We start from the raw sequence: 25452 nt of genomic DNA on the forward strand, positions 1-25452 counted from the left end.
ACGCGTGATCGAGAAGGTGCAGTTCCGCAACTTCAAGGCGTACCGCTCACTCGACCTGGACCTGGAGCCCTTCACCGTGCTGGTGGGGCCGAATGCTTCGGGCAAGACGACGCTGCTGGATGGCTTGCGGATGCCGACCATGCTTGCCCCTTTCAAAACGGGAGCAGGTGCATCTGAACTCATTCCGGCGAGCTTTATTTCGTTTGGAGTCAACCAGCCAGCGGAGTTGGTCTTTCAGTCTCACTTGAGGCAAACACCCGCCAAAGTGGTTATCAAGGGAGTCGGAGCGCCTATCCCTAGCATTAGTCGCCAACTGGAGGAGGATATGGCGACCCCGGAGGCGGTAAGGCGCGCAAATCATGAGCTGCGCCAGTTCTTGCACACGGCAACGCTCCTGCGATTTGAAGCACGGAAGCTCGCGGGCGCGTCGTATAGCGAGGAGCAGGTGCCCAAGGTTTCAAGGGACGGCACGGGACTGGCTTCCACGATTGCGTTCCTCAAGTTGAGCCATGAGGACCTGTTCGGAGAGATTGAATCCGCGCTGAAGCAGGTCGTGCCGTCCGTGCGGAAGATTCGTGTCGAGCGTGCTGCCGTCGAGCAGAGCAATCTGCGAACGATTGCGCTTGATGATCAGAAGACCCATGTGTCCGAGAAACGGACGCTCTGGGGAAATCGGATCGTGCTGGACATGCAGGGCGCAAAGGGCGTGCCAGCGGACTCCGTGGGCGAAGGCACGTTGATGGCATTGGGATTGTTGACCGTGCTGCTCGGACCCCAGCGACCCAAGCTTCTCCTCTTGGATGACATTGAGCTAGCGCTTCATCCCGTGGCACAGGGAAAGCTCGTCGGGGTCCTGCGTACCATTCAGAAGAACGATCCCGAGTTGCAGATCGCGGCGACAAGCCATTCGCCCTTCATCCTGAACTACCTGAAGCCGGAGGAGATCCGGATGACCTTCCTGGCGGAGAACGGGTTCGCTCGCTGCGAGAAGCTCACGGCACATCCTGAGTTCGAGAAGTGGAAGGACCTGATGAGCCCCGGCGAGTTCTGGAGCACTGTGGGCGAGAGCTGGATTGGCAAGGTGCCCGCGTCCGCGCCGCATGAGTGAGCCTGCTTACGAATTTGGCGTCGTCTGCGAGGCCCCTGCTGACCAGGATACGGCCTGCTTGCTCGCGGACCGAGTCCTGGTCCACAAGATTGACTGGCTCGACGCTGAGATGCTGGACATGCAGCGTCAATGGCGAGGGCTGACATCCGCGACTTCATTTCTTCGCTGGGATGATGTGGGGGCCGAGGCCGCCCGCGCGGGCTTCAAACATGTTGTGTTTGGTCACTTCTCGGGGGAACCAGGGGCGCACGACGCGTTTGCCGCTCGCAAGGCTCTACTGTTGTTTGCGGCCTTGGACAGGCAACCCGACGCGGTCCTGCTCGTTCGAGACGCCGACAAAGACTCCGAACGGCGTAAGGGACTTGAGCAGGCTCGCGCTGACAAGCCCTGGCCGTTCAAGGTGGTCATCGGCGTTGCGGAGCCCAAGCGGGAGTGCTGGGTGCTCGCCGGATTCGACGCCCGTGAATCGGAAGAGGGCACCCTCAAGCAGGTGGAGCAGCGGCTCTCCTTCCACCCCGTCCGTGACGCCCACAAGCTGACCGCCAGGGAGCACGGCGCGAAGAACGACGCCAAGAAGGCGCTGGAAGAACTCACTTCGGGGAACATGGAGCGTGAGCGTGAATGTCTGCGCGATACTCCGTTGCAGACGCTGAGGCAACGCGGTGAACAGGTCGGACTGACGGGGTTCCTGTCCGAACTCAGCGAACGCCTGGTTCCCGTGATGGGCGGTTCCCAGCGCGGCGAGAAGTAGACTTCAAGGTCTCCTCCACCGCTGTCCCTTTGAGTGGAACGCCATATGGACCTTCATCCCAGTCTTGAGCGCACTGCAGCCCTGATCAGGAGAGCCTTCCCTGACGGTGTGACGGAGGCGGACTACCTGCCCCTGCTGACTGTGCTGTACCCACATATGTCGGACAGGGCTCTTGCGATGGTGGTCGGCCACTTTGTGGGGCAGGACTATCCGCTCGTCCTGAATGACATCTACGGCGTAGGCGGGGGCTCCAAGCCTGCGAGCCCGGACGCAGTGGCTGCAGTTCAGGCTCGGCTTGTTGCCGTAGGGCTTGAGGCGTGGATCAAGGAAGAATGAGCCAGGGGGCTTCCGAAAAGACACGGGACACAACCTCCCGACCGCGTGGCCTCCAGGAGCAGCCATGACGACCGCCATGTTCCAAGTACTCCATGTCCAGCGGCTGACCACCCTGGGGGTGACGATTGTGGCGGTGGACATCTTGTCTGGAGTGGTGGCGTCTGGCGCGCGTGCCTACGCGATGGTCTCTGGCATGCCTGTGGAGATGGTGGTGCGCTCCGTCGCGCTTGAGGGTGGACGCTCACGGATGGACGGAACGGTCACGCTTCAAATCGAGTTAAGCGGAGCGGAGCCGCCCGAAGCTGTGGAAGGGGCGGTCTTCGAAGTTCGCTAGCGTCGTCCAGGAGAGTGCCATGCGAGAGCGTTTGCTCATCCGTGCAGTGGTCAGACTCTTGACGCCTGAAGAGGGCGGCTCCCATGGCCCCATGGGAAAAGAGTTCAGGCCAAACTGGAACGTTGGAAGCCGCGCCGACGATGTCCAGATGGCATTGGACGGCGGCTTCGTCACATTGGATGACGCCGGGCCGCTTGTACCGGGACAGGAGAAGGAGGCCGTCATCGAGCCGCTTCTGTCCGAACCCTGGCTGCATGTGGCTCAGGGGATGGAGATTCCGATGCATGCCGGGGCTCGAGTCATCGGTTCTGCTTGCGTCTTGGAAATTGTATGGGCTTGATGCGCGATGAGGATGTCTTGAACGTGCTTCGTGCGAAAGAGAAGCTGCTGACCCCAGTGGAACTCGCGGAGTTGCTTGGCGGCATGCTTGAAAATGGGATTTCACATTCTGCGATTGTTTCTTATTTCAAGCGGGCATTCCCAGCCATTCCCCTGAGGGCCTTGCTGGAGTCGGGGCTGTGGTGGAGGGTCGGCAAGGGCGGCATGAGCGACCAAGAATTCAATGAACACTTGAAGCCTTGGGTGGGACGAGGCGTTGCCGCTTGCAATGGCGGACATCTCGTCTGAAGTGGTGGCGCCAGTCGCGTGAGCCCAAGGTATCCTGGGTTCAAATGACACTTGCTTCCATGATTGTCGGTCCTGCCCTGGCGCTCCTGTCCGGAGCCTCCCCCCTGGACCATTCCGAAGCCTGTGCTGCCCCGGAGCCTGCGCCTTCCTTTGTGGCGAAGTTTTCCCCCTCCGCCTCCGACTGCTCCATGGACTCGACCGTCCCCGGCCCTCAGTGGCTGCCCGTAGCGGTGCGGCGCATCCCGGTCGTGGTCCATGTCGTCGCGGACACCGCGTGCACGACTGGCAACGTGTCGGACGCACTGGTCCACAGTCAGATCGCGGTCCTCAATGAGGACTTCCGCGCGCTGACTGGCACTCCGGGGGGCAGTGGGGTGGATAGCAAGATTGAGTTCTTTCTTGCCACCGTGGACCCCTTGGGCAACCCGACCACGGGCATCCAGCGCTATTGCAACACGACCTGGTACCAGGACACGGGCAGCTACTGGCTCAGTACCTCCTGGGATCCGACGCGCTATGTGAACATCTACACCAACAGCGCCGGTGGCTCGCGAGGGTACGTGCCCTTCCTCCCCGCGGAGCCCACGGGCGCCGTCGGTCAGCCGCAGGACCGCGTGGTCATCAACTGGCTGGCATTCGGACGGGTGGGGCCCGTCGTGCCGTACCACAACGGGCGGACCGTCACGCACGAGGTGGGCCACTACCTGGGCCTGTTCCACACGTACTACTCGGGGTGCGGCACGGCCACCGCGCCGGACTGCTACACCACCGGAGACCGCATCTGCGACACCCAGCCCAACGCCACCTCTCACAAGGGGTGCACCGCGGGAATCACCAGCTGCGGCGGCGTGCCGGTCCCCATCCAGAACTACATGGAGCTGACGGACGACGCCTGCATGACCGGCTTCAGCGCGGAGCAGGTCCAGCGCATGCGCTGCACCCTGGCCACCTACCGCCCGGACCTGGCGCAGTAGCCGTCAGCCGCCGCTCCGGTCACCCCAGCGCTTCTTGAACGTGTCCCTCCGCGCGGCCCACCAGTCGCGCCATTCCTTCACCGCTGCCTCCCTTTCGGCCCGCGGACCCGCGGGCTGGAAGTGGAGTCAGGTGGACGTCGCGTCCCTCAGGCACATCTCCGCCAGGAAGCGTGTGCGGACGTCCTCGCTCTCCAGCAGGTCGATGAGTTCCGGGATGGTGTGCCTTCCCATCGCCTCGCGCGCCTGTGCGAACGCCTTGGAATCCTCCGCCATGCAGCGAGTGTTCCTGGCGCAAGCCCTCCGTGCGAGTGCCGCTGGTGGACACTGTTCCCCAGCGGGCTTCTAGGGCGCGGGCGGGGCCGCTATGGTCCACCCCAGCGGAGGACTCGCCCGCCAGGAGCCATGAACTTCGTCTTCATCTCCCCCCACTTCCCCTCCCAGTACTTCCACTTCGCCACCGCGCTGCGCGAGCGCGGTGTGACCGTGCTGGGCATTGGCGACACCCCCTACGAGTCCCTGCGCCAGGAACTTCGCGAGTCCCTTCGCGAATACTTCTTCGTCCCCAGTCTCACCGACTACGACGCCCTCCTGCGCGCCACCGGCTACCTCACCTGGCGCCACGGCCGCATGGACCGCATCGAGTCCCTCAACGAGTCCTGGCTCGAAGTCGAAGCCCGCCTGCGCGAGGACTTCCATGTCCCTGGCCTCCAGCCCTCGGACATCCTCAAGCTGCGCTCCAAGTCCGGCATGGCCGAGGTCTTCCATGCCTCCGGCGTCCCCCACCCGGACCTGCTGCGCGTGCGCGACGCGGACCAGGTGAAGGAGTTCGCCGCCCGCGTGGGCTATCCGCTCGTACTCAAGCCCGACGTGGGCGTGGGCGCTGCCCACACGTTCAAGGTCGCCAGTGACGCGGAGGTGGACGCCGCGCTCGCGCACCCGCTGCCCACGTCCTATGTCGCGCAGCCCTTCGTGCGCGGCACCATCGTCACCTACGACGGCATCGTGGACCGCCACGGCGTCATCGTCTTCAACCTCAGCCACGAATACAGCGACGGCGGCATGGAGACCGTCACCGAACGGCGCGACATCTCCTTCTGGAGCCTCCAGAACATCCCCGCCGCGCTCGACGTGCTGGGCCGTCAGGTCGTCGCCGCGTTCGGTCTTCGCGAGCGCTGGTTCCACCTGGAGTTCTTCCGCCTGCCGGATGGCCGCTTCGTCGTGCTGGAGGCCAACCTGCGCCCGCCCGGCGGCTTCATGACGGACATGATGAACTACACGTGCGACATCGACGTGTACCGGCTCTATGCCCGCGTGGTGACGGGCGACCCGGTGGCGGACTTCCAGTACACGCCGCGCCACCACGTATGCCACAGCGCCCGCCGTCACGGCCGCCGCTACAAGCACTCCCACGCGCAAATCGTCGAACGGCTGGGCAAGTCGCTGCTCGTGCACCGTGAGCTGCCGCCCATCTACCACTCGCTGCTGGGTGAAGAGATGTACCTCACGCGCCACACGGACACGGAATCCATGCAGGACGCGGTGCGCTTCATCCAGGCGACGTGAGCTTCAGGGCTCCTGCGTCCAGGTGAGCGAGTACTCGGTGCGCTCGCCGTCGTCGTACAGCTTCGTCGCGCGAGGCGCCTTCGCGCCGCCCGCGGTCAGCAGGGCCTCGAAGAGGGCCTCCACGTAGCCGGGCCCCTTGAGGCTCGAGTTGAAGTGCAGCTCGAAGTGCGTGGGGCCGCGCTCCACGAGCGTCACCTCCGTGTAGTTGTCCGTGCCGCGGAGCACCTCCGGCAGCCGCTGCACCATGCGCCGGGGGCCCAGCACGCGCATCACGCTCATCACCGCGCGCCCCAGCAGCGTGGCCCCGTAGCCCTCCACGTGTGCCCGGGCGAGCCGGGCGAAGCCCTCCGCTTGCGGCAGGCCCGGGTACACCTCTTCGACGACGATCTCCAGGCACCGCGCCCAGAGCGGCACGGGGTAGAGCGGCAACAGCGGCCGGTCCAGGTCCACGCCTGCCTGACGCAGCCGTTCCCGCAGGCGGGGGGACACCTGGCCTCTCAGGCCGTGCTGGAGGAGGCCCTCCACGACCTGCACATAGACCTGCCGCTGTTCGGGCGGCACCGAGCGGGGCCGTCGTGTCACGGAAGAGGACTCACCCGAGCAGCCACTGCATGGCGCCCGGCAGCCGGCGCTGCCAGTCCTTCTCGTGGTGCTCGCCGCCGGGCTCCAGCACCAGCGACACCTCGTGGTCTCCGTAGCCCAGGCCCTTGAGGTGGTGGAAGAAGTCGCGCGTGCCCCGGCCGTAGTCCAGGGGGATGCCGCCCGCGTGGATGGACTCCGTGGCGCCCGCGTCCAGGTAGATGCGCGTCCAGCGCTGGCTGTGCTCGCGCCACGCGTCGAACAGGCGGCCCTGGCTCCACATCACCGTGGGCGACAGCGCGCCGATGCGCCCGAACACCCGCGGGAACTTCCATCCCAGGTACAGCGAGATGAGCCCGCCCAGGGATGAACCCATCGCGCCGGTCCACTGGCTGCCCTGACGCGTGCGGTACGTCCGGTCGATGTACGGCTTGAGCTCCTCCACGAGGAATCGCCCGTAGGCCTCGCCTCGCGCGGACACGCCGTTGCGCGGTTCGTCCCACGGCGAGTACTCCTGGAAGCGGCCGGGGCCCGAGTCCACCGCGACGATGATCCACGGCTCCATCCGTCCCGCCTGGACGCTCTCCTCCGCGACGCGGTTGGCGCACCACGTGTCGAAGACGGCGGACTCCGGATGCGCGAAGACGTTCTGCCCGTCGTGCATGTAGAGCACCGGGAAGCGGTGGTCCTGCTGGGCGTCGTAGGCGTCCGGCGTGTAGATGCGGACGGTGCGGTTGAAGCCCTCCTGGGGAGAGGGGAAGTGGCGAAGGATGTGGACGTAGCCCATGCGCTGTTTCTGGGGCCGGACGGGACCGGCCTCGCGAGGATGTCACCGCAGCATAGCCGCACCGCCCCACGCGACGCGGCAAGCGTGGACCGCCGTCCCTGGCCTGGACGGCGGGTCCGAGGAAGGGATGGACCGCGCGTCGTGCCTTCGCTGTAGGGAAGGGTGGTCCCGCTCGTGCAGAGGGCCCGCCGCGTGCGTTCCGTCCTCGTCTGCGTGTGGCTGTTCCTGCTGGGTCTTCCCTTCACGGTGCTCGGCGCGACCTATGAGGTGGACCCCGAGGACACGGGAGAGCAGGCGCTGTTCGCGTTAAGGGAGGACGGCGCCATCACGGCGGAGACGCTGTCCGCGCTGCTGGTGCTGCGGCGCTCGGGAGTGGATCCGGCGCATGCGTCGCGCGCCTCGCTCTATGCGTTGCCGGGGCTGACGTACGCGCGCGTGGATGGGTTCGAGGCTTCAGGGACGCTGACGCAGGAGGAGCGGCGACGGCTGGCGCCCTTCCTGACGACCTCGGCGCCGGAGCGGGTGACGGGGGATGCGCGGCTGCTGACGGCGTTCGCCGCGTCGGATCCGGTGCTTCCTCCACTGGCGCTCCAGGTGCGAGTGGCGGGGCCGGAGGGCTGGCGCGTGGGCCTGCTCACGTCCCTCACGCGGCGCCGGCTGGGCGCGGTGCACCGGGATGCGAACCGGCGAGCGCTGGTGGCGGAGGCGCCCGGTGTGTCGGTGGTCGTGCCCAAGTTCCACGGTCAGTGGACGGGCGAGCGGGCTTCCGTGCTGGTGGGTTCGTACCGGCTGGGCTTCGGGCAGCGGCTCACGTTGGACACCACCGGACTTCCCACGCCGGACGGCTTCCTGCCCGATGATGCCGTGCGCGTGCCGAGCAATGTGGAGCGCTGGTGCTTCCTGGGAGAAGGCGCCTGCACCCCCGAGGAGCGCGACGCGGACGTGACGCCAGACTTCCAGTGGGACGAAGGCTTCCGGGGCGTGGTGGGCACGGTGCGGACCTCCTCGGGCGTGTCCGTGACGGGCTTCGGTTCGTATCAGTCCCGCTCGCTGCTCTCGCATGCCCTGATGGAGCGGACGTCCTGTGCGGGCTCTGCCTGCAAGGCGCCAGCGGTGTGGCTTGAGGGGACGGGATCGCCCATGGGGCGCGTGGTGTCGCGCGCGCTGCCCGGCGTGTTCCACGAGTGGGCGGGAGGCGGTCACGCGGCGATGGCGTGGACCCGACGTGCACAGGTTGGAGTGACGGCCTGGGGCGCGCGGCCGGTGTGGAGCGTGGATGGCGCGGCGCTCGATTTCCGCTCCACGGCGGGCTACCCGGCGGGCGGTGCTTTCGGCGCGGTGGGCGTGGATGGCGCATGGGGGCTGGGACCTGTCGACCTCTTCGTGGAAGCGGCGCGCACGTTCGATTCGGCGTCGGGCGGAGGCGGTGGCTACGGCGCGCTTCAACGCACGGTGGTGGCAGGCACGTCGAAGGAACTGGAGCTGTCGCTGCGTGCCTACGGGCGCGGCTTCGCCAATCCCTACACGGGCGCGATGTCCGGCCCGGACGAACTGGAGGGCTCACGGGCGCGAAATGAGGTGGGCGCTCGCGTGCGCTACCTGCACCGCGTGGAGGGCACGCTGCGGCTGCGCGGTGAGGTGGATGCGTGGACGCTGCCCGCCGACGGCGCGGCGGTGGGCAGTGCCGGCACCGTGAACCTGCGGGCCTCGGCCCGGGTGGACTGGCGGGCGCACGCGCTGTTCCAACCGTCGCTGTGGACCGAGTACCGGGACAAGGACGTCGGCGTGGCGGGGGACTGCTTCGACGGTTCGGGCGAGGACCCCTGTTCAGGGTCGCTGCTGCGCATCACGGCCCGGGTGAAGGCGGAGCTGCACGACGCCGTGAGCGTGGCCGTGCAGTACGCGCATGCCCGCGTGGATGATCCGGTGAACCGGGGCGTGCGTGAGGACGCGCATGCGGTGGTGGAGGCGCAGGTGCGGCCTTGCGATGCCGTGAGGCTGCGCGGCCGCGCCGTGTGGAAGGACGAGGACCTGTCGACGCGCAACCGGCTGGAGCAGGTGTTCCGGGCCACGCTCGATGTGAGCTGGACGGCGGACGCCGTGACGACACGGGCCCGGTACGCGTGGGTCGTGGACTTGAAGGACGCGAGAGGGGCCCGGACGCCGCCGGATGCGCCTCGGCACCTGTTCGCGCTGGAAGTGGAGACGCGGTTCTGAAGGGAGCGGAGTGTGGCGGCTTGGGCAGTGCGGGGATGGGGCGTGCGGTTGGGATTGGGATGGGTGCTGGGATGGATGGCGGCGTGCGGACTGCCCATGTGGGAGGAAGAGCCAGCGGCCTGTGAGGCATTGCTGCCGGGGGACCTGGTCATCACGGAGTACCTCAACGACCCCGTGGGCTCGGACACGGGGAAGGAGTACGTGGAGCTCCACAACCCCACCGGGGAGACCGTGGACCTGCTGGGCGTCACGCTCTTCACCGCACGCGACGAGGCGGCACAGGAGCGGGTCTACACGTTCACCACGGGCCTGCCGGTGGACGCGGGCGCCTTCGTCGTGCTGGGCGACGTGCGCGAGGGCGCGCTGCCCGAGCATGTGGACCAGACCTATGGGGATGCGCTCGGCGCGCTGGGGAACAGCGCGGGGCTCTTGGGTCTGCGGTGCGGGACGCGCGTGCTCGACTCGGTGGTGCTCGAAGCGCCTGCGAAGTCGGGCTTGGCCCGGACTCATGCCGGCCTGTCGGGCTGGTGCGATGCGCCGGGCAGTCCAGGCGTCGCGAACGCGCCGTGCCCCTCGCTGCCGGATGGCGGAGTGACCTCCGGAGCGACGTGCCTGCCACCGGGCGCGGTCTCTCCCCGGGAGGTCCAGTCCCCACGACCCGGAGAACTGATCATCACCGAGGTGATGGCCAACCCGCGAGGCGACGACACCGTGGGCGAGTGGCTGGAGGTCCGCGCCACCGTGCCCGTGGACCTCAATGGGCTGACAGTGGGAACAGACACGTCCGGTACTCGCCTGGAGTCGGAGCGCTGTCTGTCCCTCGCCGCCGGAGAGTCCGCGCTGCTCGCGCGCCGACGGGAGCCGGAGGTGAACGGCGGCCTGCCGGAGCCGCTGGCCACGTTCTCCGTGGACCTGCGCAACGCGGGCGGTGTGGTCGCCGTGCGTGCGGGAAGCGTGCTCATCGACAGCGCGCTGTATGGCCCGTCCCAGGACGGCGTGGCCACCCAGGTGTCCGCGCCGCTCGCCAGCGATGCGAAGAACAACGACGTCACTGCATCCTGGTGCGCGGCCACGGAGGCCTACGGCGACAAGGGCAACCTGGGCACGCCGGGACGGACCAATCGCGTGTGCACAGCAACGGACGCGGGCACGGCGCAGGCGGGCTGTATCGACCGGACCACGGGGCAGACCCGTGCGCTCCGAACTCCCACCGTGGGCTCCCTGGTGCTCACCGAGTTCATGGCCGACCCCGCCGCCGTCCCGGATGCGCAGGGGGAATGGGTGGAGGTGCTCGCGCTGCGCGAGGTAGACCTCAATGGAGTGACGCTCGCCAACGAGTCGGGCAGCTCCGTCCTGGAGTCCCCACTGTGCCTGTCAATGAAGGCCGGAGGCTTCGCGGTCCTCGCGCGCGGCGATGACGCCTCACTCAATGGCGGGCTGCCCTCGGTGCTCGGCACGTTCGCGTTCGGCCTGGGCAACAGCGCGGGGGCCCATGTCCTCAAGCTGTCGGCGCAGGGCACCGTCCTGGACTCGGTGGCCTTCACGAGCGCCGCGAGTGCCGGCGTGTCGTCGCAGCTGGATGCGCGCGTGAGGGACGCCGCCGGCAACGACGCGGCCGGGGCCTTCTGTCCCACTCCAGTCGGCGTGACCTACGGCACGGGCGACCGGGGCACCGCGGGTCGGGAGAACCGCACTTGCACGCGATGAGGACGCTTGCCGTGGGATGGATGCTGCTCACCGTCCTGTCCGCCTGTGGTGGCGGGGAAGGGGAGTGCGGTCCGAGCACGGGCGTGGTGACGAAGGTCATCGACGGGGACACCGTGGTGCTCCAGGACGGCGAGCGGATCCGCTACCTGCTGGCCGACACCCCGGAGACGACGAAGGGGCACGACGACTGCTTCGGCGAGGAGGCCACGGCGTTCAACCGCTCGCTCGTGGAGGGCCGCACGGTGCGGCTGCGGGACGCGGAGGCGTGCACGGACCGTTACGGGCGGCGGCTCGCCTACGTGTCCGTGGACGGCCAGGACGTGAACGCGCTGCTCGTGCAACGGGGCTACGCGTGCACTTTGTTCATCCCGCCGGCAGGAGCCTCCCGGCGCGGCGAGTTCGAAGCGTTGGAGCTGGAGGCCCGGCGCGCACGCCGGGGCCTGTGGGGTCGCTGCCCGGCGCCGTGTCCCCGGGGACGGCGCCCGCCAGCGTCCACCCTACGGCAAGGTGTCCATCACCGCCCGGGCCAGCTCCGACTCCAGCGGCCAGGCAGCCGGGCGGCGCGACGTGGTGAGGGCCAGCGTGCCATCCGAGAGCCTCGCCCCGAAGTCGTCCCCCACGGACAGCCGCACCCTGCGCACCCGCTCCCGGAGCACGTCGCCCACGTCGGGTGTCGTGGCCAGCTTGGCCAGCACCTCGCCGGTGCGCTCGACGAGCCACGCCAGGGGCTGGATGTGGGCCTCCTGCTCCAGCTCCGCGGCCGTGCCGAACTCCGCCGTCACCTTCGTGCCCCAGGCGGTGGACAGCTTGTCGGCCAGCGCGGGCAGGTGGCGGCGCAGGTGCATGGGCGAGGACTCGGGCATCGACTTCGCGGGCGTGTCCAGCACCGTGGCGTCGTGCAGCGTGAGCGCCTCGATGACGCCGTCCGGGACGAACGTCACGTCCAGGTTCTCCCCGCGCGAGCCGTAGCCCCCGGAGGTGATGAGCAGCACGCCGCGGCCCTGGCGGAACTCGCCGTACTCCCGGACGAGCCCCGTGATTTCGCGCCCGCTGCGCAGGAACAGCGACACCTGCGGCAGGTTCAGCGGCAGGCCCTCGTTGCGGCGGCGCATGAGGGTGCTCATCGCCTCCAGCACCTCCCAGACGCTGCGCACGGGGCCCCGGGCCAGCGACTCCAGTGGATCCACTGCCTGGGTCGTGCTCATGACCGGCCCTCGCCCCTTTGGACGTGTACTCGGGTCCACGTCCTCGGGGGCGACCGCCCCGTCGCCAGCGTGTGCGCGCCCTGCCCGCCGGTCCTGCGTTCCGCGAATGCCATGACCTGCTGCCTCCCGTGTTCTTGGGAGTCAGTCTCCCCCAGGACCCTGACGGCGCCCAGCGGTTCACGGAGGCCTCCCATGGCTGCCCGCCATGTCCCAGGGTTCAATCCCAGAGGTGGGCAACCCACCCCTCCCCGTCCCGCGGGCCCCATCCATTTCGTGACGCGGGATGTCCATCTTCCCCCCACTCCAGCCTTGTCCCGGGAGCAGGGGTACGGTGCCATTCACTCTTCCCACAGCAGGCGGCCTGCCTTGTCCGACCGGTGCCTCCGGGGCGCCGGCATGAACCCCGTCGCCTCCACGACGGACTCGCTCGCGGACCTGGTGGAGGCGCGGCGCGAGGACATCCTCCGGCGCTGGGGCGCACGGCTGGGGTCTCATCCCCCAGGCAGCTCCTCGGATCTCCAGGACCGGCTGGAGGGGATGCTCAAGCTGGTGGACGCTCTGGTGCTCGTCCTCCGTCAGGGCGCAGTGGAGACGTGGTCCACGGGCGCGGTCTGGGCCCATGCCCGGGAGTTCGGGCTGCGGCGCTTCCAGGCCGGCGCTCGCGTGGAGACGCTGGTGGAGGAGTACGGCCTCTTGCGCGAGGCCATCCTCGAGGTGCTGGATGTGTCCCACCGGCCGCTCGGCACGGACGAGCTGCGCACGCTGTGGCGCGCGCTGGACCGGAGCCTGACGGAAGCCGTGGCCCACTACGTCCACGAGCACGAACAGGCGCTGCGCTCCCGCGAGCGGCGGCTGCAGGAGATCCTCGACTACGCTCCGGCCGCCATCTACGCGAAGGACGCCAACGGGCGGTACCTCTTCATCAACCGCCCCTTCGAGTCCATCTCCGGCCACGAGCGCGAGGAGGTACTGGGGCGCTCGGACCTGGAACTGTTCCCCCGGGAGACGGCGGAGCGCTTCCGCTACAACGACCGCCGGGTGCTGGCGGCGAAGACGCCGCTCGTCTTCGATGAGGAGGTGCTCCAACCCGACGGGACGCACCTCTACCACACGATGAAGTTCCCCCTGCCCGGCGTGGTGCAGGGCGAGTCGTGGGCCCTGTGCGGCGTGTCCACGGACATCACCACCACGCGCACGCTGCGCCAGGAGCGCGACGAGGCCCGTGAGCAGGTCCACCGCGTGCTCACGCAGCTGCCCGTCGTGCTGTGGGCTTTCGACGCGCAGGGCGTGTTCACCCTCTTCGAGGGCGAGGGCGTGACGTCCACGTCCGTGCCCTCCCGGGTGATGCACGGACGCTCCGTCTTCGACGTGTTCCGGGACCGGCGGGACGTGCTGGAGGTCATCCTGCGCGCGCTGGCCGGGGAGCGGCTGTCCACGGAGCTGTACCTGATGGGCGTCTGGTTCGAGGTCCGCCTCCTGCCGGTGTTCGACGTGGGCGGGCGCGTGGTGAGCGTGTCGGGCGTGTCGCTGGACATCACCGAGCGGCGCCGGGCGGAGCAGGAGTTGCGTGCGTCGGAGACGCGCTACCGGCTGGCCACCCTGGCCACCCGCGACATCATCTGGGACTGGGACCTGGTGACGGATGAAATCCACTGGAGCGAATCGGCGTCCCGCGTCCTGCGGCTGGACACGTCCCGGGGGCCGCCCGTCATGGACACGGCGTGGTGGACGGCCAGCCTGCACCCCGACGAGCGCGAGCGGGTGACGCGGGGGTTGCAGGCGGCGCTCGACAGCCACGAGGGCCACTGGGTGGCCGAGTACCGGATGCGCCGGGGCGACGGGACATGGGCCTTCGTCGAGGACCGGGGCCGCGTGGTGAAGGACCTCCAGGGCCGCCCGGTGCGGATGGTGGGCGCCATGCAGGACGTCACCGGCAGGCACGAGGCGGAAGCCGAGGCGAAGCGCCGCGCGGAGTTCGAACAGCTGCTCATCGGCATCGTCGGCCACGACCTGCGCAACCCCATCTCCGCCATCACCATGGCCGCCACGACGCTGGCCAGGCGCGAGGACTCCGACCCGCGAGTTCAGAGGGCCGTGGCCCGCATCCTCTCCAGCGCCGAGCGCGCGCACCGCATGCTGCGCGACGTGCTGGACTTCACCCAGGCCCGGCTGGGCGGCGGCATCCCCATGGACCCGCGCGAGGTGGACCTCCTGGACCTGGTGCGCCAGGTGGTGGACGAGGTCCAGCAGGCCCACCCGGACCGGCGCCTGGAGGTGGACGGGCGGGGAGGGACCCGGCTGTGGTGCGACCCGGACCGGCTGGCGCAGGTCATCACCAACCTGGTGAACAACGCGCTCGCTTATGGAGACGCCCACTGCCCGGTGCGCGTGCGGCTGCGCGGCCAGCCGGGGACGGTGACGCTCGCGGTGAAGAACCAGGGGCGCCCCATTCCCCCGCACCTGATGCCCCACCTGTTCGAACCCCTCAAGCGCGCGGAGCTCCGGGAAGGCCACCGCAACAACGCCCACGGGCTGGGGCTGGGGCTGTTCATCGTGAAGCACATCGTGGATGCGCACGGCGGCCGGCTGCGCGTGCGCTCCTCCGCCCAGGACGGCACCACCTTCCTCGTGCACCTGCCCCGCCGGCCGCCCGCCCGGGACTGAAAGGGCTGCCTTTCCCGGGCGCGCTTGCCCTCCAGGGACGGCCCGGGTAGCAAAGGGGCTCCGGCGGCGGGCGGGCCCCGCCTTCCGGAAGGAGAGCGGAGCGGCGCCATGAACAAGAAGTGGATCCTCGGGCTGGGGTTGGGTGTCGGCGGGTTGCTCCTCGTGGGTGGAGGCCTGGTCGCGACCGGGTACTGGGCGGACCGCCAGATGGACGGCGCCGGCGTGGCCACGCTGATGAAGTCCCAGGAGCGCGCCCTGAAGACCGCGGAGCTCAACGCTCGCTTCCCCTTCCAGCCGCCTGACGCGGGCAAGGTGCTGAAGCTGGACGAGGCGCGGCTGGAGGCCTACCTCGCGGTGCGCGAGGCGACCCTGCCCGCCTACGACGTGCTCCAGAAGGAGTCCCTGGAGTACGTCGAGAAGTACGGCAAGGAGCTCACCGGCGGAACCCGCAGCGCGAAGCTCCGGGCCGCGGGCGCCTCCATGCGAATGCTGGGCAAGGCCCAGGCCTCCTTCCTGCTGAACCTGGAGGCGCGGGGCATGTCGCCCCAGGAGTTCGGCCGCCTCTCCGCCATGGTGTATCCGGAGCCCGTGGCCGCGCCGGACGCGGGCGTGGCGACGGTGTCCCAGCCGTCCGACCCCGCGAACATCGCGCTCCTGGAGGAGCAGTTCGCCGCGATTGCGCCGCAGCTGGAGGACCCGAAGCTCAGCGAGGCGGAGCGGCTGCAACTGGAGCAGCGCCGCGCCGGGCTGCGCAAGTACATCACCCAGCTGGAGGCAGCCTCGGGCAAGGACGTGAAGGATGCCAACGCCTCCCTCCTGAAGAAGCACGCGGCGCGCATCACGAAGGCGGCGAACCCCACGTTCGACCAGCTCCTGTCGAAGCCCCTGATGGTCGGCGGCACCGCGGGCCTGCCCACGCCCTGAGCGTCAGGCCTCCACCTGGCGCACGGACCGGCGGTGCGCCAGGCTCGCTCCCACCGCCCCGCCAATCACCGTCACGATGATGGCCACCGACAGGAGCGGCGGGATGTGCACCCACGTCTCCACCACCATCTTCACGCCCGCGAACGCCAGCACCCCCGCCAGCCCGTAGTGCAGGTACTTCAGCTGCCCCACGGCCCCGGCGATGACGAGGTAGAGCGCGCGCAGCCCCAGGATGGCGAAGGCGTTGGAGCTGTAGAGGATGAACGTGTCGGTGGTGACGGAGAACGCCGCCGGCACCGAGTCCACCGCGAACAGGATGTCCGTCACCTCCAGGCCCACGAGCGCCAGCAGCAGCGGCGTGGCCAGCCTGCGGCCCTGGTGCTTCACCAGGAAGTGCGGCCCCTCCACCTGGTCCGTCACCGGCAGCTTCCTGGACAGCCATCCCACGACGCGGTTGTCCTCCTGCTTCGACGGGTCCTCGCGGAAGACGCGCCACGCGGTGATCAGCAGGATGGCGCCGAAGACGTACGACACCCAGCCCCAGCGCTGCAGCGCCGCCGCCCCCACGAAGATGAACAGGGCCCGGAACACCAGCGCGCCGAAGATGCCCAGGAAGAGCACCTCGTGCTGGTGGCGCTGGGGCACGTTCAGGCTGCGGAAGATGACGAGGAAGACGAAGACGTTGTCCAGGCTCAGGCTCTTCTCGATGAGCCAGGCCGCCAGGTACTCGTGGCCGCGCTCACTGCCCAGCGTCACCCACACGAAGCCGCAGAAGCCCAGCCCCAGCCCCACCCACGCCATGCTCCACAGCACCGCCGCGCGCCGCGACTGCCCCCGCCCTCCCCGGTGCGCCAGCAGGTCCACCACCAGCAGCGCCAGGAGCAGCGCCCAGAAGACGACCCAGGCCCAGGAAGGGGTGCTTTGCATGACCCCACCAACCTAGGCATCCCCCCGGCTTGCGACCGAGAGAAGGGTTCGCGCGGAGTCAAATCCTACCCATATCCGTCGTCATGACACCCCTTGTCAGGGGGACGTGATGGGCGAGGGCGAGCGTTGTCCTCTTCCCCACTCAGGATGTGATACTTCCCAGGAAGCCCAGGAACATCATGATTATCAACACTCCAAAGGCGGTGCGATGAACACGGTCATCTTCGCTTGTACGCACAACGCGGGTCGCTCGCAGATCGCGGCGGCCTTCTTCAACCTGCTGGCGGACCCGGCGAAGGCGCGCGCGATTTCCGCGGGAACGCAGCCGGCCGAGCGTCTGCATCCCGAGGTGCTCGCGACCATGAAAGAGATGGGCGTGGATCTGGGCGACGCGAAGCCGCAGCGCCTGACTCCGGAGCTGGCGAACAGCGCGCAGATCCTGGTGACGCTGGGCGGGCTGCCGGACGCGCCGTCGGTGACGGACCAGAAGCGCGAGGACTGGCCCATGGAGGACACGGTGGGCAAGTCCGCGGCGGACGTGGAGAAGATCCGCGACACGACGGCCGCCATGGTGTCGGACTTCGTGAACCGCCACGGCTGGGAACGCCCGGCGTAGTCGGGTGCGGCGCAGCAGGGCCCTTCTGACGCGTGACCGTGGGTGTCCGGGCTCGTAGGCCGGGCGGACGGACTCGCGAGGAGGGGAGGAGAAGGCCGCGACGTCCAGCGTCGCGGCGGGGGGGCTTCCCGGGCCTTGGCGCCGGTGGGGGCCAGGTGGCTTGAAAAGGGGTAGGGGCTTGCCGCACGCTGTGTCCCTTCGCGGACACGCGGTTCGCGCAGCTCACCTTCAGGTTCGCAGGCTCCACCATGCTCTCCGTCCTTCTCGCCGGGCTGCTCGCGCAGACGGCGCCGTCGGTCTCCGCCCGCCAGCAGGGCGTGCCCATTGGCCGGGGCGACACGGTTCCCAAGGTGGTGTTGAGCGCGCCGTCCGGCGGGTGGACGGTGGACCGGATGCTGAAGATCGAAGGCACGGTGAGCGACCCCTCGGTGGATCCGGTGGTCGTGTCCATCAACGGCGACCGCTACCTGATGCGCACGCAAGGGGGGCGCTTCAGCCGCAAGTTCCCCGCGGCCAGCGGCAAGAACGTGGTGACGGTGATGGCCACCAACAAGGGTGGCACGGCGCGCGCGCAGGCGACGAGCTACGCGCAGGTGCCCTCGGTGCCGCTCAAGGCCATCCTCACGAGCGACACGGACGGCGTCTACACGGACCTGCACATCTACGAGCCCACGGACGCGAGCAGCGCGGGTGACACGCTGGACGTGACGTCCATGGCGCACGTGTACTGGGCGAACACGGAGAGCCCGTCCGGCGGCACGTTCTTCCTCAACGAGCAGGGCGGCGACTTCGACCAGCCGGCATACGGCCCGTACCTCTACATCCACCGCGCGCCGCCGACGGGCGTGTACCTGGTGGCGACGAACTACTGGCCCAGCGGCGACAAGGCGCACACGGTGGCCACGCTCAACCTGGCGCTCTTTGAAGGCACGCCGGGCGAGGTCCGCCGCCGCGTGCGCATCCCGCTGGCGACGCCGGGCACGACGCGCGTGCTCGCGTGGGTGAACATCCTGGGAGACGGGCAGGCGGAGGTGTACGTGCCGTCCGCGGATCCGAAGCCCAAGGGGAACGGCTGGCCCACCAATCTGGAGGAGGCGGTCAAGGAGCTCCAGAAGAGTGGTGACAGCGGTGGCGGCGAGGGAGACGAAGGCTACTGAAGCGACCGGCGCTCCCGGCCCGGCCCCGCCATGCGCGTCCTGATGCTCACGTTGTTGTTGAACGCGGGTCCCGCTCCGTCCGGGACGGCCCCCGTGCGTGAAGGCGCGGTCATCGCGTCGGAGCCCGTGGCCGCGGAGACTCGCGCGCGGCTGCTCCGCCGGGAGGTCGCGCAGGTGGCGCTCGCGCAGGTGAAGGCTCCGGACGCCGCGTGGCAGCCGGCGCAGCGCGACTGCGCGGGCCTCATCCGCTACGCGTACCGCACGGCGTACCGGCGCGTGGCTTCCGAGCGCCTCTCCTCTCCGCTGTGGAAGGACACGCGCGGCGGACCTTCCGACTTCGCGGACGCGGAGACGCTGATCAGCCGCAGCTTCGTTCCGCTGGGCCGGGGCGTGGATGCGCGCGAGCAGCTTCGCACCGGGGACGTGGTGGCCTTCCGCCAGGAGCACGACGCGGGCCCCGTCTTCCACCTGATGCTCGTGGTGCGCCCGGAGGACCGGGCCCATGCACCCGCGCGCGTCGTCTACCACCCCGGTGAGGCTGGAGCGCGCGTGCGCACCGGCATCCTGGACTCACTCGCCACCGAGGCGCCGCTGGAGTGGCGCCCCGTGCCGGCCAACGCTTCCTTCCTCGGCTTCTTCCGCTTCAAGGAGTGGATGTCATGACGTCTCCCGTGAGCCCGCCGCCCCCCGCTGGAGGCGGAGGCAAGGGCCCCTCGTCCGCCGTGCGCATCGCGCTCATCGGCGCCATCGTCGTGGGCGTGGGCGTGGGGGCCTTCGTCATCGGCCGCAAGAGCAGCGGCGGTGGCGGCGGCTCCGGCCCCGCCTTCTCCTCGGGTGAGCCCAAGGGGCCGCCATCCGCGGGCGCCACCGTGGAGGGCATGCCGGAGGTGTCCTCCGAGCCCACGAAGATGGATGTGCCCAGCGCCACGGCGCTCCCCGCCATCTGGGTGGACGTGCACTCGCCCGCGAAGGTGCGCGACGCGCTGGCGCGCAACGCGTGGTTGAAGGCGCAGTGGGAAAAGCCGCTGGGCCAGGGCTTCGCGAGCGGCTGGGCCGCGTTCCTGGGCTCCACCGGCACCGACCTCAAGGCGTCCTTCAAGGGCGCGGTGCTGGACGTCGTCGTCGGGCAGCTGCTCGACACGCCGTTCCGCACGGTGTGGTTCTCCGGCGACGCGCGCGTGGGCACGCCCGCGCTCATCGTGCCGAAGGCGAACAAGACGTCGCAGTCGGCGTGGGACGCGCTGGACTCCGTGGCGAAGCGCGGGGAGATGGTCGCGGACAGCTGCCCCCCTGCCAGCTCGGGAAAGGTGCCTGACGGCGGCTTCCACCTGTCGCGCTGGCTCGTCGCCGAGCAGACGGTGTGGGCCGCGCGCTCGGCGGACCGGCTGGTGCTGTCGCGCCACCCGGTGGTGGTGCTCCAGGCGCTGTGCACGGCGCCGCCGGAGCTGGATGGGGAGATCGGCGTGGACGTGGAGGTGGGCTTCGACGCGAACGCCTACGGCCGCGAGGCGCAGCTCTTCACCCACGTGCTGGGCCTGGGCGAGGACACGCGGCTCCAACTGGGCGTGGAGGGCGACCGGCTGGTGGCGAAGGGCATCGCCGGGAAGGTCAGCGGGACGTACGTCACCACCGGCAAGCCCCTCTCCGACGACCTGCTCAAGCTGGTGCCCGAGGACACGCCGGTGCTGTTCGCGTTCCGGTTCATGCTGCCGGAGTCGCTGGAGCCCGCGCAGCTCAAGGCCTTCTGGAAGGGCGAGAGCCGGGCCCCGCTGCGCGAGCGCCAGGTGGCCCTGGCGTGGACGCCGCGCGGCAGCACGTCCATGGAGCCGGAGCTGGCCCTGCTGTGGGGCGAGGAGAAGGACGCGGAGGGAATCAACGCGCTGTTCTCCGGCGGCGCGCGGACGCTGGTGAGCACCACGCTGTGCAAGCACGTGGTGCTGGCCACGAGCCCGCAGGAGGTCGAGCGGCTCAAGAAGGCGTGCGAAGGCCGCGCGCCCAACATGCTCAACGCCGCGGGCCCGGTGGTGGCGGGGCTGCGCGCGCCCTCCTCGGTGCTGCTGGGCGTCAACCTGGGGCGGCTGCTCAGCGGGCTCGCCATGGACGGCTACACGTCCGAGGCGCGCGTGGACCGCTCGTCGCCCCTGCCCAAGGCGCTGCCCCCTGAAATCGAAGCGGCCCGCCGCGACCTGGAGGCCCTGCCGTACCTGGGCTTCCGCGGCAACGCGCAGGGCTACGTCATGGCGTCGGAAGGATTTGGGACATGAAGACCTCCGTTCGTTTCGCGGCCCTGGCCGCGCTCCTGCTGTCCGGCGTGGCGCTGGCCAAGCCGCTCTACATCACCGTCCCGCGCTCCTACGGCAGCAGTGAGCCGGTGGCCGTGGACGTCGCCTTCGAGGACAAGGGCCCCGTCGAATTGCGCGTGCTCCAGCCCGCGAACCTGGACGCGTTCATCCGCGCGCAGGGCGACCTGCGGCGCGCGTACGAGACGCCGCCCACGCTGCTCAACCCGGGCCGTGGCCTGAGCCGCGGCCTCAACGCGGTGCGCTCGCCGGGCATCGTCCTGATGGAGGCGCTGTCGCCCGACTTCCGCCAGGAGGTGGGGACGTCGCTGCCTCCGCCGCCGGGAGAGTCCTCGTCCAGCGAGCCGCTGGCGAAGGTAGCGGAAGGGCCGGAGAAGCTGGTGGGCACGCCGCCGGGCTTCTCCGTGGTGCGCAGCCAGTGGCTCAACCTGGACCTGGGCGGCGCCAACCGGGACTTCAACGTGCCGGGCTTCGACACGGGAGACAGCAGCAGCGGCTTCCAGGAGCGCCGCGTGCTGCTCGCGCCGCTGCCCGCGGGCACCTACGTGCTCCAGCTGGTGCAGGGCCGGGTGGAGGGGCAGGTGGTGCTCGTCGTCAGCGACGTCACCGTGCAGCTCAAGCAGACCGACGGACAGGTGCTGGTGCGCGTGGCGGGGAGGGATCAGCAGCCGCGCGCGAAGGCGCAGGTGCAGGTGTACCTGCCCACGGGCAAGGGCCCCGCGGGCACCACGGACGACAAGGGCGAGGTGACGCTGGCGGTGACGGAGCCGCGCATCATCGCGACGGTGACGTCCGGGAAGGACACGGCCATCGTGGACACGGACTTCTACTCCACGCTGGCGGTGGCGCCGGACGTGTTCATCTACAGCGACCGGCCCGTCTACAAGCCGGGCAACGAGGTGAAGTTCCGCGGGCTCGTCCGTCAGCCGGACACGTTCCTCGCGCGGCTCTTCACGCCGAAGAAGCGCGACGTGCGCGTGAAGCTGATGTCGCAGGAGGGCCGCGAGATTGTCACTCGCGCTGCGGTGGATGAGTTCGGCGCGTTCAACGGCACGCTGAAGGTGCCGGCCGACCTGGGCACGGGCGTGCTGCGCATCGAGGCGGACCTGGACGAGCACCCCCACCAGGGCGAGGCGCGCGTGCAGGACTACGTGAAGCCCACGTTCTACCTGGAGGTGCAGCCCGCGTCGGAGACGGTGGTGCCCGGCCAGACGGTGAGCGTGACGGTGCGCGCGCGCCGCTACGCGGGCGGCGTTCCCAAGGGCGCGAAGTACGAGGTGTTCCTCTACCGCAGCCTGCTGGACGCGCCCGCGTGGGTGGACGACTCCGGCCGCGGCGGCCAGGGCAGCGCGGTGACGTACGGCTCCGCCTCCAGCAGCGAGGGCAAGCTGAGCGTGCCGGAGCGGCTGTACTCGTCCATCGCGGAGCGCCAGGCCGCGGGCGACCCGTGGTCCTCCGCGAGCGAGTTCGACGCGGAGGGCGAGGCCCAGGTGGAGGTCGCCGTACCCCCGCTCGGCGCGGGCGAGGACCGGCTGCCGTACCGCTACAGCCTCACCGTGCGCGCGCGGGATGATCAGGAGACGTTCGCCACCGGCACCGCCGCCTTCTTCCTGTCGAAGGTGGAGGTGCTGGGCGTGGCGCGGTTCTCGGACGCGGTGGTGCAGAAGGGCTCGGACGCGCAGCTGTCCGTGCGCGCCACCACGCTGTCCGGCAAGGGCTACGGCGTCACCACGGGCGAGGTGGACTTCGTGCTGGTCCGCGCGGACGGCAGCGAGAAGACGCTGGGCACGCAGACCTTCACCACGCAGCAGGACGGCACGTCGCGCCAGAAGGTGCCCACCACGGACGTGGGCCGGGTGCTTGCTCGCGTGACGGTGAAGGACAAGAAGGGCGAGGAATGGACGGGCGAGGAGTCGCTGCTCGTCATCGGCGGCGCGGACGAGCCCGTGGCGCAGGTGCCCAACCTCACGCTCGCGTCGCTGTCCGGCACGCTGGAGCCGGGCAACAGCGCGAAGCTGGTGGCGCTCATGCCGGACGGCTGGGGTCAGAGCGGCAAGGATGAAGGGCCCGTGTGGGTGACGCTGACAGGCGCGAACCTGTACGGCACCGCGGTGGTGCGGTTGAAGGGCCGCACGCTGGTGCACTCCTTCCCGGTGGAGAAGCGCTTCGGCAGCGCGGTGTACGCGTCCGTGGCGTACCCCACGGCGACGGGCCGCTGGGAGGAGCGCACGGTGGCGTTCCGCATCGTGCCCAAGGAGCGCACGCTCACGGTGGCGCTGCAGCCTCGCCGCGCGGAGGCGCTGCCGCTCACGGAGCAGGCCATCGACGTGCGCGTCACCGATAGCGACGGCAACGGCGTGTCCGCGCAGCTGTCCGTGGGCGTGGTGGACAAGGCCGTCTACGCCATCCAGTCCGAGTTCCGCCCTGGCGTGCTGGACTTCTTCTATCCGCCGGCGCGCGACAACGTGACGAACTTCTACTCGGCGGAGTTCCAGGGCTACGGCTACGGCGAGCAGCTGGCGCGCAAGATGGCGGGGCTGCCCGACCACGCGTTCGCGTCCATCAAGCCGCCCACCCGCAGCGCGAAGGACCTGGAGAAGGACACGGCGCACTGGGTCCCCGCGGTGGTGACGGACCGGGACGGGCGCGCGACGGTGCGCTTCACGCTGCCCTCCAACCAGACGTTGTGGGTGGTGACGGCGGTGGCGGCGGACACGTCCGGCCGCTTCGGTGAGGGCACGGCGGAGTTCGCCACGCGCGGCGGGCTGAACGTCTACGCGGCGCTGCCGCAGTTCCTGCGCGAGGGCGACGAGGCGCTCGCGTCCGTGCGGCTGGCCGCGGGGACGAAGTCCAAGGGCAGCCAGGTGCTGGACGTGCGGTTGCAGCCGGGCGGCGCGCTCCAGGCGGACGCGCTCCAGCGCAAGGTGGAGCTGGGCGAGGGCGGCGAGCAGGTGGTGCCGGTGACGCTGCACGCGTCGAAGACGGGCCCGGCGCAGCTCTCCGTGGACGTGGTGGGCGGCAAGGATCCGCTGCGCGACCTGAAGCGCTTCGAGGTGGCCCCGGCCGCCGTGGAGGACGCGGTGCAGGTGAGCGCGTGGGGCGGCGGCGCGCTGGCGCTGGAGGCCCCGGAGGCGTCCGCGTTGACGCGCGTGGAGCTGGTGCTCCAGCCGTCCACGGTGGACGCGGCGCTCTCCAGCGTGCGCGAGCTGCTCACGTATCCGTACGGGTGCCTGGAGCAGCTGGTCTCCACGACGGTGCCCAACGTGGCGGTGTACCAGGTGCTCCAGAAGGCGGGCGCGCTGGACAAGCTGGACACGGATTCGCAGGCGCTGCTGGCGGAGGCGCGCAGCCGCTCCGTGCAGGGCACGGCCCGCATCCTGGGGCTCGCGGTGAAGGGCGGTGGCTTCACCTGGTTCGGAGGCTACAGCGAGCCCAGCCTGCCGCTCACGCTCATCGCGCTGGACGGCCTGGCGTACGCGTCCGAAGCGGGGCTGGTGGACCGCGACGACGCGCGCATCCAGGAGAGCGCGAAGTGGCTGGAGGCGCAGGAGGGCCTGTCGACGGAGTACGACGCGACGCGCGCCTACGTGCTCGCGCGCCTGCAGGGGCCGCGTCAGGCGGCTCGGGTGCGCGCGCTGGTGGAGGCCGCGAAGCCGGGGGATTTGTACCCGCTAGCGCTCGCGGTGCTGGCCGCGGAGAAGGCGGGCGTGATGAAGGAGCCCGGCCTCCAGGGGCGCATCCAGGGGCTGGTGAAGGAGAGCGGCGAGGGCTTCGCGAAGCTCGCGGGGCTCCGGAGCGACGCGGAGATGTCCGAGGCGTTCTACCGCTTCCCGTTGCGGCGCGTGGGCCTCACCGCCATCACCGCGCACGCGGCGTCGTTCGGGTCGCTGGATGTCACGCGCGCTCGCAAGCGCATCCTGGAGATGCTGAGCGAGCCGGGCCTGTCCACCTTCGACCGGAGCACGGCGCTGTTGCACTCGCTCTGGCTGGTGGAGCGCGACGCGAAGGCGTTCAAGGGCATGGCGCCGCCGGAGGTGAAGGGCGCTTCGGCGCCGGTGAAGTTCACGACGCGCGGCATGGGCCTGGTGGCCACGCTGCCGGCGGGGACTCGCACGGTGGACGTGGGTGGCTTCGACGGTGTGGCCACGCTGCGCGCCGCCGCGATGACGCCGCTCAAGGACGTGCAGCCGCGCGTGAACGGCATGTCCGTGGAGCGCGCGTACTACGTGCTGCGCGAGGGCGGGAAGGTGAAGTTGGAGGCGGGCGTGCAGGTGACGCAGGGCGAAGAGGTCTACGTGGAGCTGACGCTGGACGCGCGCGGGGAGAACCGGGCGCGCTCGGCGTACTACGTGGTGGAGGACGCGGTGCCGGCGGGCTTCGTTCCGCTCCAGGAGGACAAGTCCTTCCGCGGGCCGCCGCACTCGCTGCCGCTGGCTCCGGAGGCGCTCAAGCGCCGGCAGTTGGACCCCTCGCACGCGACGTTCTTCTTCGAGGAGCCGGCGTGGTGGAGCGACAGCCCGCGCACGGTGGGCTACGTGATGCGCGCGCAGTTCGCGGGCACGTTCGCGGCGCCGCCCGCGACCATCGAGGACATGTACTCGGCGCGCATCCGGGGCCGCACGGCGTCGGACGTGTTGAAGGTGGTGCCCTCGAAGACGTCCGTGAGTGACCTGTAG

The 25452-nt window shown here is 69.8% G+C and carries 22 protein-coding genes and 1 pseudogene; 18 read left to right on the forward strand and 5 right to left on the reverse strand.

The features are described from left to right. Positions 1-4 precede the first annotated feature (4 nt). From GTZ93_RS01840 to GTZ93_RS01870, 7 genes are all read left to right on the forward strand, one after another. Positions 5-1108 (forward strand): AAA family ATPase, encoded by a 1104-nt coding sequence (locus tag GTZ93_RS01840; RefSeq protein ID WP_161662619.1) that lies wholly within the window; start codon positions 5-7, stop codon positions 1106-1108. 58 nt (positions 1109-1166) lie between these two features. Further along, positions 1167-1859 carry a hypothetical protein gene (locus GTZ93_RS01845; protein ID WP_257979059.1) on the forward strand — a complete coding sequence of 231 codons (693 nt, stop codon included), beginning with the start codon at positions 1167-1169 and terminating at the stop codon, positions 1857-1859. Between the two features lie 45 nt (positions 1860-1904). Further along, positions 1905-2195, forward strand: coding sequence for a DUF3349 domain-containing protein (locus GTZ93_RS01850; protein WP_139916433.1), 291 nt, complete (start codon positions 1905-1907; stop codon positions 2193-2195). A gap of 64 nt (positions 2196-2259) precedes the next feature. After that, entirely contained in the window at positions 2260-2529 is a 270-nt protein-coding gene (locus GTZ93_RS01855) for a hypothetical protein (protein ID WP_139916435.1), read from the forward strand. A 19-nt stretch (positions 2530-2548) separates the two neighbouring features. Beyond that, positions 2549-2869: a hypothetical protein gene (locus GTZ93_RS01860; RefSeq protein WP_139916437.1), complete on the forward strand. Its 321-nt coding sequence runs from the start codon at positions 2549-2551 to the stop codon at positions 2867-2869. Beyond that, positions 2860-3156 carry a hypothetical protein gene (locus GTZ93_RS01865; protein ID WP_139916439.1) on the forward strand — a complete coding sequence of 99 codons (297 nt, stop codon included), beginning with the start codon at positions 2860-2862 and terminating at the stop codon, positions 3154-3156. Before GTZ93_RS01860 ends, GTZ93_RS01865 begins: the two co-directional genes overlap by 10 nt. Positions 3157-3344: 188 nt before the next feature. After that, positions 3345-4130: a zinc metalloprotease gene (locus GTZ93_RS01870; protein WP_257979060.1), complete on the forward strand. Its 786-nt coding sequence runs from the start codon at positions 3345-3347 to the stop codon at positions 4128-4130. Between the two features lie 126 nt (positions 4131-4256). On the opposite strand, the gene GTZ93_RS01875 is transcribed toward GTZ93_RS01870, so the two are convergent. Continuing rightward, entirely contained in the window at positions 4257-4403 is a 147-nt protein-coding gene (locus tag GTZ93_RS01875) for a hypothetical protein (protein WP_158616640.1), read from the reverse strand. 129 nt (positions 4404-4532) lie between these two features. On the opposite strand from GTZ93_RS01875, the gene GTZ93_RS01880 reads away from it, so the two are divergent. Then, the gene (locus GTZ93_RS01880) at positions 4533-5693 is read left to right on the forward strand and encodes an ATP-grasp domain-containing protein (protein ID WP_121758153.1); all 1161 of its coding nucleotides are present in this window, start codon (positions 4533-4535) and stop codon (positions 5691-5693) included. A 3-nt stretch (positions 5694-5696) separates the two neighbouring features. Here GTZ93_RS01880 and GTZ93_RS01885 read toward each other — a convergent pair whose 3' ends face one another. Continuing rightward, positions 5697-6275 carry a DUF2378 family protein gene (locus GTZ93_RS01885; RefSeq protein WP_257979061.1) on the reverse strand — a complete coding sequence of 193 codons (579 nt, stop codon included), beginning with the start codon at positions 6273-6275 and terminating at the stop codon, positions 5697-5699. Between the two features lie 10 nt (positions 6276-6285). Continuing rightward, a complete protein-coding gene (locus GTZ93_RS01890) occupies positions 6286-7059 on the reverse strand; it encodes an alpha/beta hydrolase (RefSeq protein ID WP_139916443.1) in 774 nt (257 codons plus the stop codon). A 192-nt stretch (positions 7060-7251) separates the two neighbouring features. On the opposite strand from GTZ93_RS01890, the gene GTZ93_RS01895 reads away from it, so the two are divergent. The 3 genes and pseudogenes from GTZ93_RS01895 to GTZ93_RS01905 form a co-directional block, all read left to right on the forward strand. Beyond that, positions 7252-9276 carry a hypothetical protein gene (locus tag GTZ93_RS01895; RefSeq protein ID WP_180946028.1) on the forward strand — a complete coding sequence of 675 codons (2025 nt, stop codon included), beginning with the start codon at positions 7252-7254 and terminating at the stop codon, positions 9274-9276. A 12-nt stretch (positions 9277-9288) separates the two neighbouring features. Next, positions 9289-10983, forward strand: coding sequence for a lamin tail domain-containing protein (locus tag GTZ93_RS01900; protein ID WP_306464180.1), 1695 nt, complete (start codon positions 9289-9291; stop codon positions 10981-10983). Positions 10984-11003: 20 nt separating this feature from the next. After that, a pseudogene (locus GTZ93_RS01905) lies at positions 11004-11417 on the forward strand (thermonuclease family protein); the annotation flags it as partial. 63 nt (positions 11418-11480) lie between these two features. Here GTZ93_RS01905 and GTZ93_RS42090 read toward each other — a convergent pair. After that, a complete protein-coding gene (locus GTZ93_RS42090) occupies positions 11481-12188 on the reverse strand; it encodes a hypothetical protein (protein ID WP_167547776.1) in 708 nt (235 codons plus the stop codon). 396 nt (positions 12189-12584) lie between these two features. Here GTZ93_RS42090 and GTZ93_RS01910 point away from each other — a divergent pair, with 396 nt between their 5' ends. Further along, positions 12585-14852, forward strand: coding sequence for a PAS domain-containing sensor histidine kinase (locus GTZ93_RS01910; RefSeq protein ID WP_139916456.1), 2268 nt, complete (start codon positions 12585-12587; stop codon positions 14850-14852). 108 nt (positions 14853-14960) lie between these two features. Continuing rightward, a complete protein-coding gene (locus GTZ93_RS01915) occupies positions 14961-15776 on the forward strand; it encodes a hypothetical protein (protein WP_139916447.1) in 816 nt (271 codons plus the stop codon). 3 nt (positions 15777-15779) lie between these two features. Here the strand turns inward: GTZ93_RS01915 and GTZ93_RS01920 are convergent, their stop codons facing one another. After that, positions 15780-16703: a TerC/Alx family metal homeostasis membrane protein gene (locus GTZ93_RS01920; protein WP_161662620.1), complete on the reverse strand. Its 924-nt coding sequence runs from the start codon at positions 16701-16703 to the stop codon at positions 15780-15782. 208 nt (positions 16704-16911) lie between these two features. Here GTZ93_RS01920 and GTZ93_RS01925 point away from each other — a divergent pair, with 208 nt between their 5' ends. The 5 genes from GTZ93_RS01925 (at position 16912) to GTZ93_RS01945 (ending at position 25452) form a co-directional block, all read left to right on the forward strand. Beyond that, positions 16912-17319 carry an arsenate-mycothiol transferase ArsC gene (locus GTZ93_RS01925; protein WP_120580812.1) on the forward strand — a complete coding sequence of 136 codons (408 nt, stop codon included), beginning with the start codon at positions 16912-16914 and terminating at the stop codon, positions 17317-17319. Between the two features lie 248 nt (positions 17320-17567). Next, entirely contained in the window at positions 17568-18476 is a 909-nt protein-coding gene (locus GTZ93_RS01930; protein WP_139922009.1) for a DUF2135 domain-containing protein, read from the forward strand. A gap of 30 nt (positions 18477-18506) precedes the next feature. After that, a complete protein-coding gene (locus GTZ93_RS01935; protein WP_139922007.1) occupies positions 18507-19139 on the forward strand; it encodes a DUF1175 family protein in 633 nt (210 codons plus the stop codon). After that, a complete protein-coding gene (locus tag GTZ93_RS01940) occupies positions 19136-20740 on the forward strand; it encodes a hypothetical protein (RefSeq protein ID WP_167547791.1) in 1605 nt (534 codons plus the stop codon). The genes GTZ93_RS01935 and GTZ93_RS01940 overlap by 4 nt, the downstream gene beginning before the upstream one ends. Further along, positions 20737-25452, forward strand: a complete 4716-nt coding sequence (locus GTZ93_RS01945) for an alpha-2-macroglobulin family protein (RefSeq protein ID WP_139922004.1) — start codon at positions 20737-20739, stop codon at positions 25450-25452. The genes GTZ93_RS01940 and GTZ93_RS01945 overlap by 4 nt, the downstream gene beginning before the upstream one ends.

Origin of the sequence: Corallococcus exiguus (assembly GCF_009909105.1) — a bacterium.
In the GTDB taxonomy this organism is placed as follows: domain Bacteria; phylum Myxococcota; class Myxococcia; order Myxococcales; family Myxococcaceae; genus Corallococcus; species Corallococcus exiguus.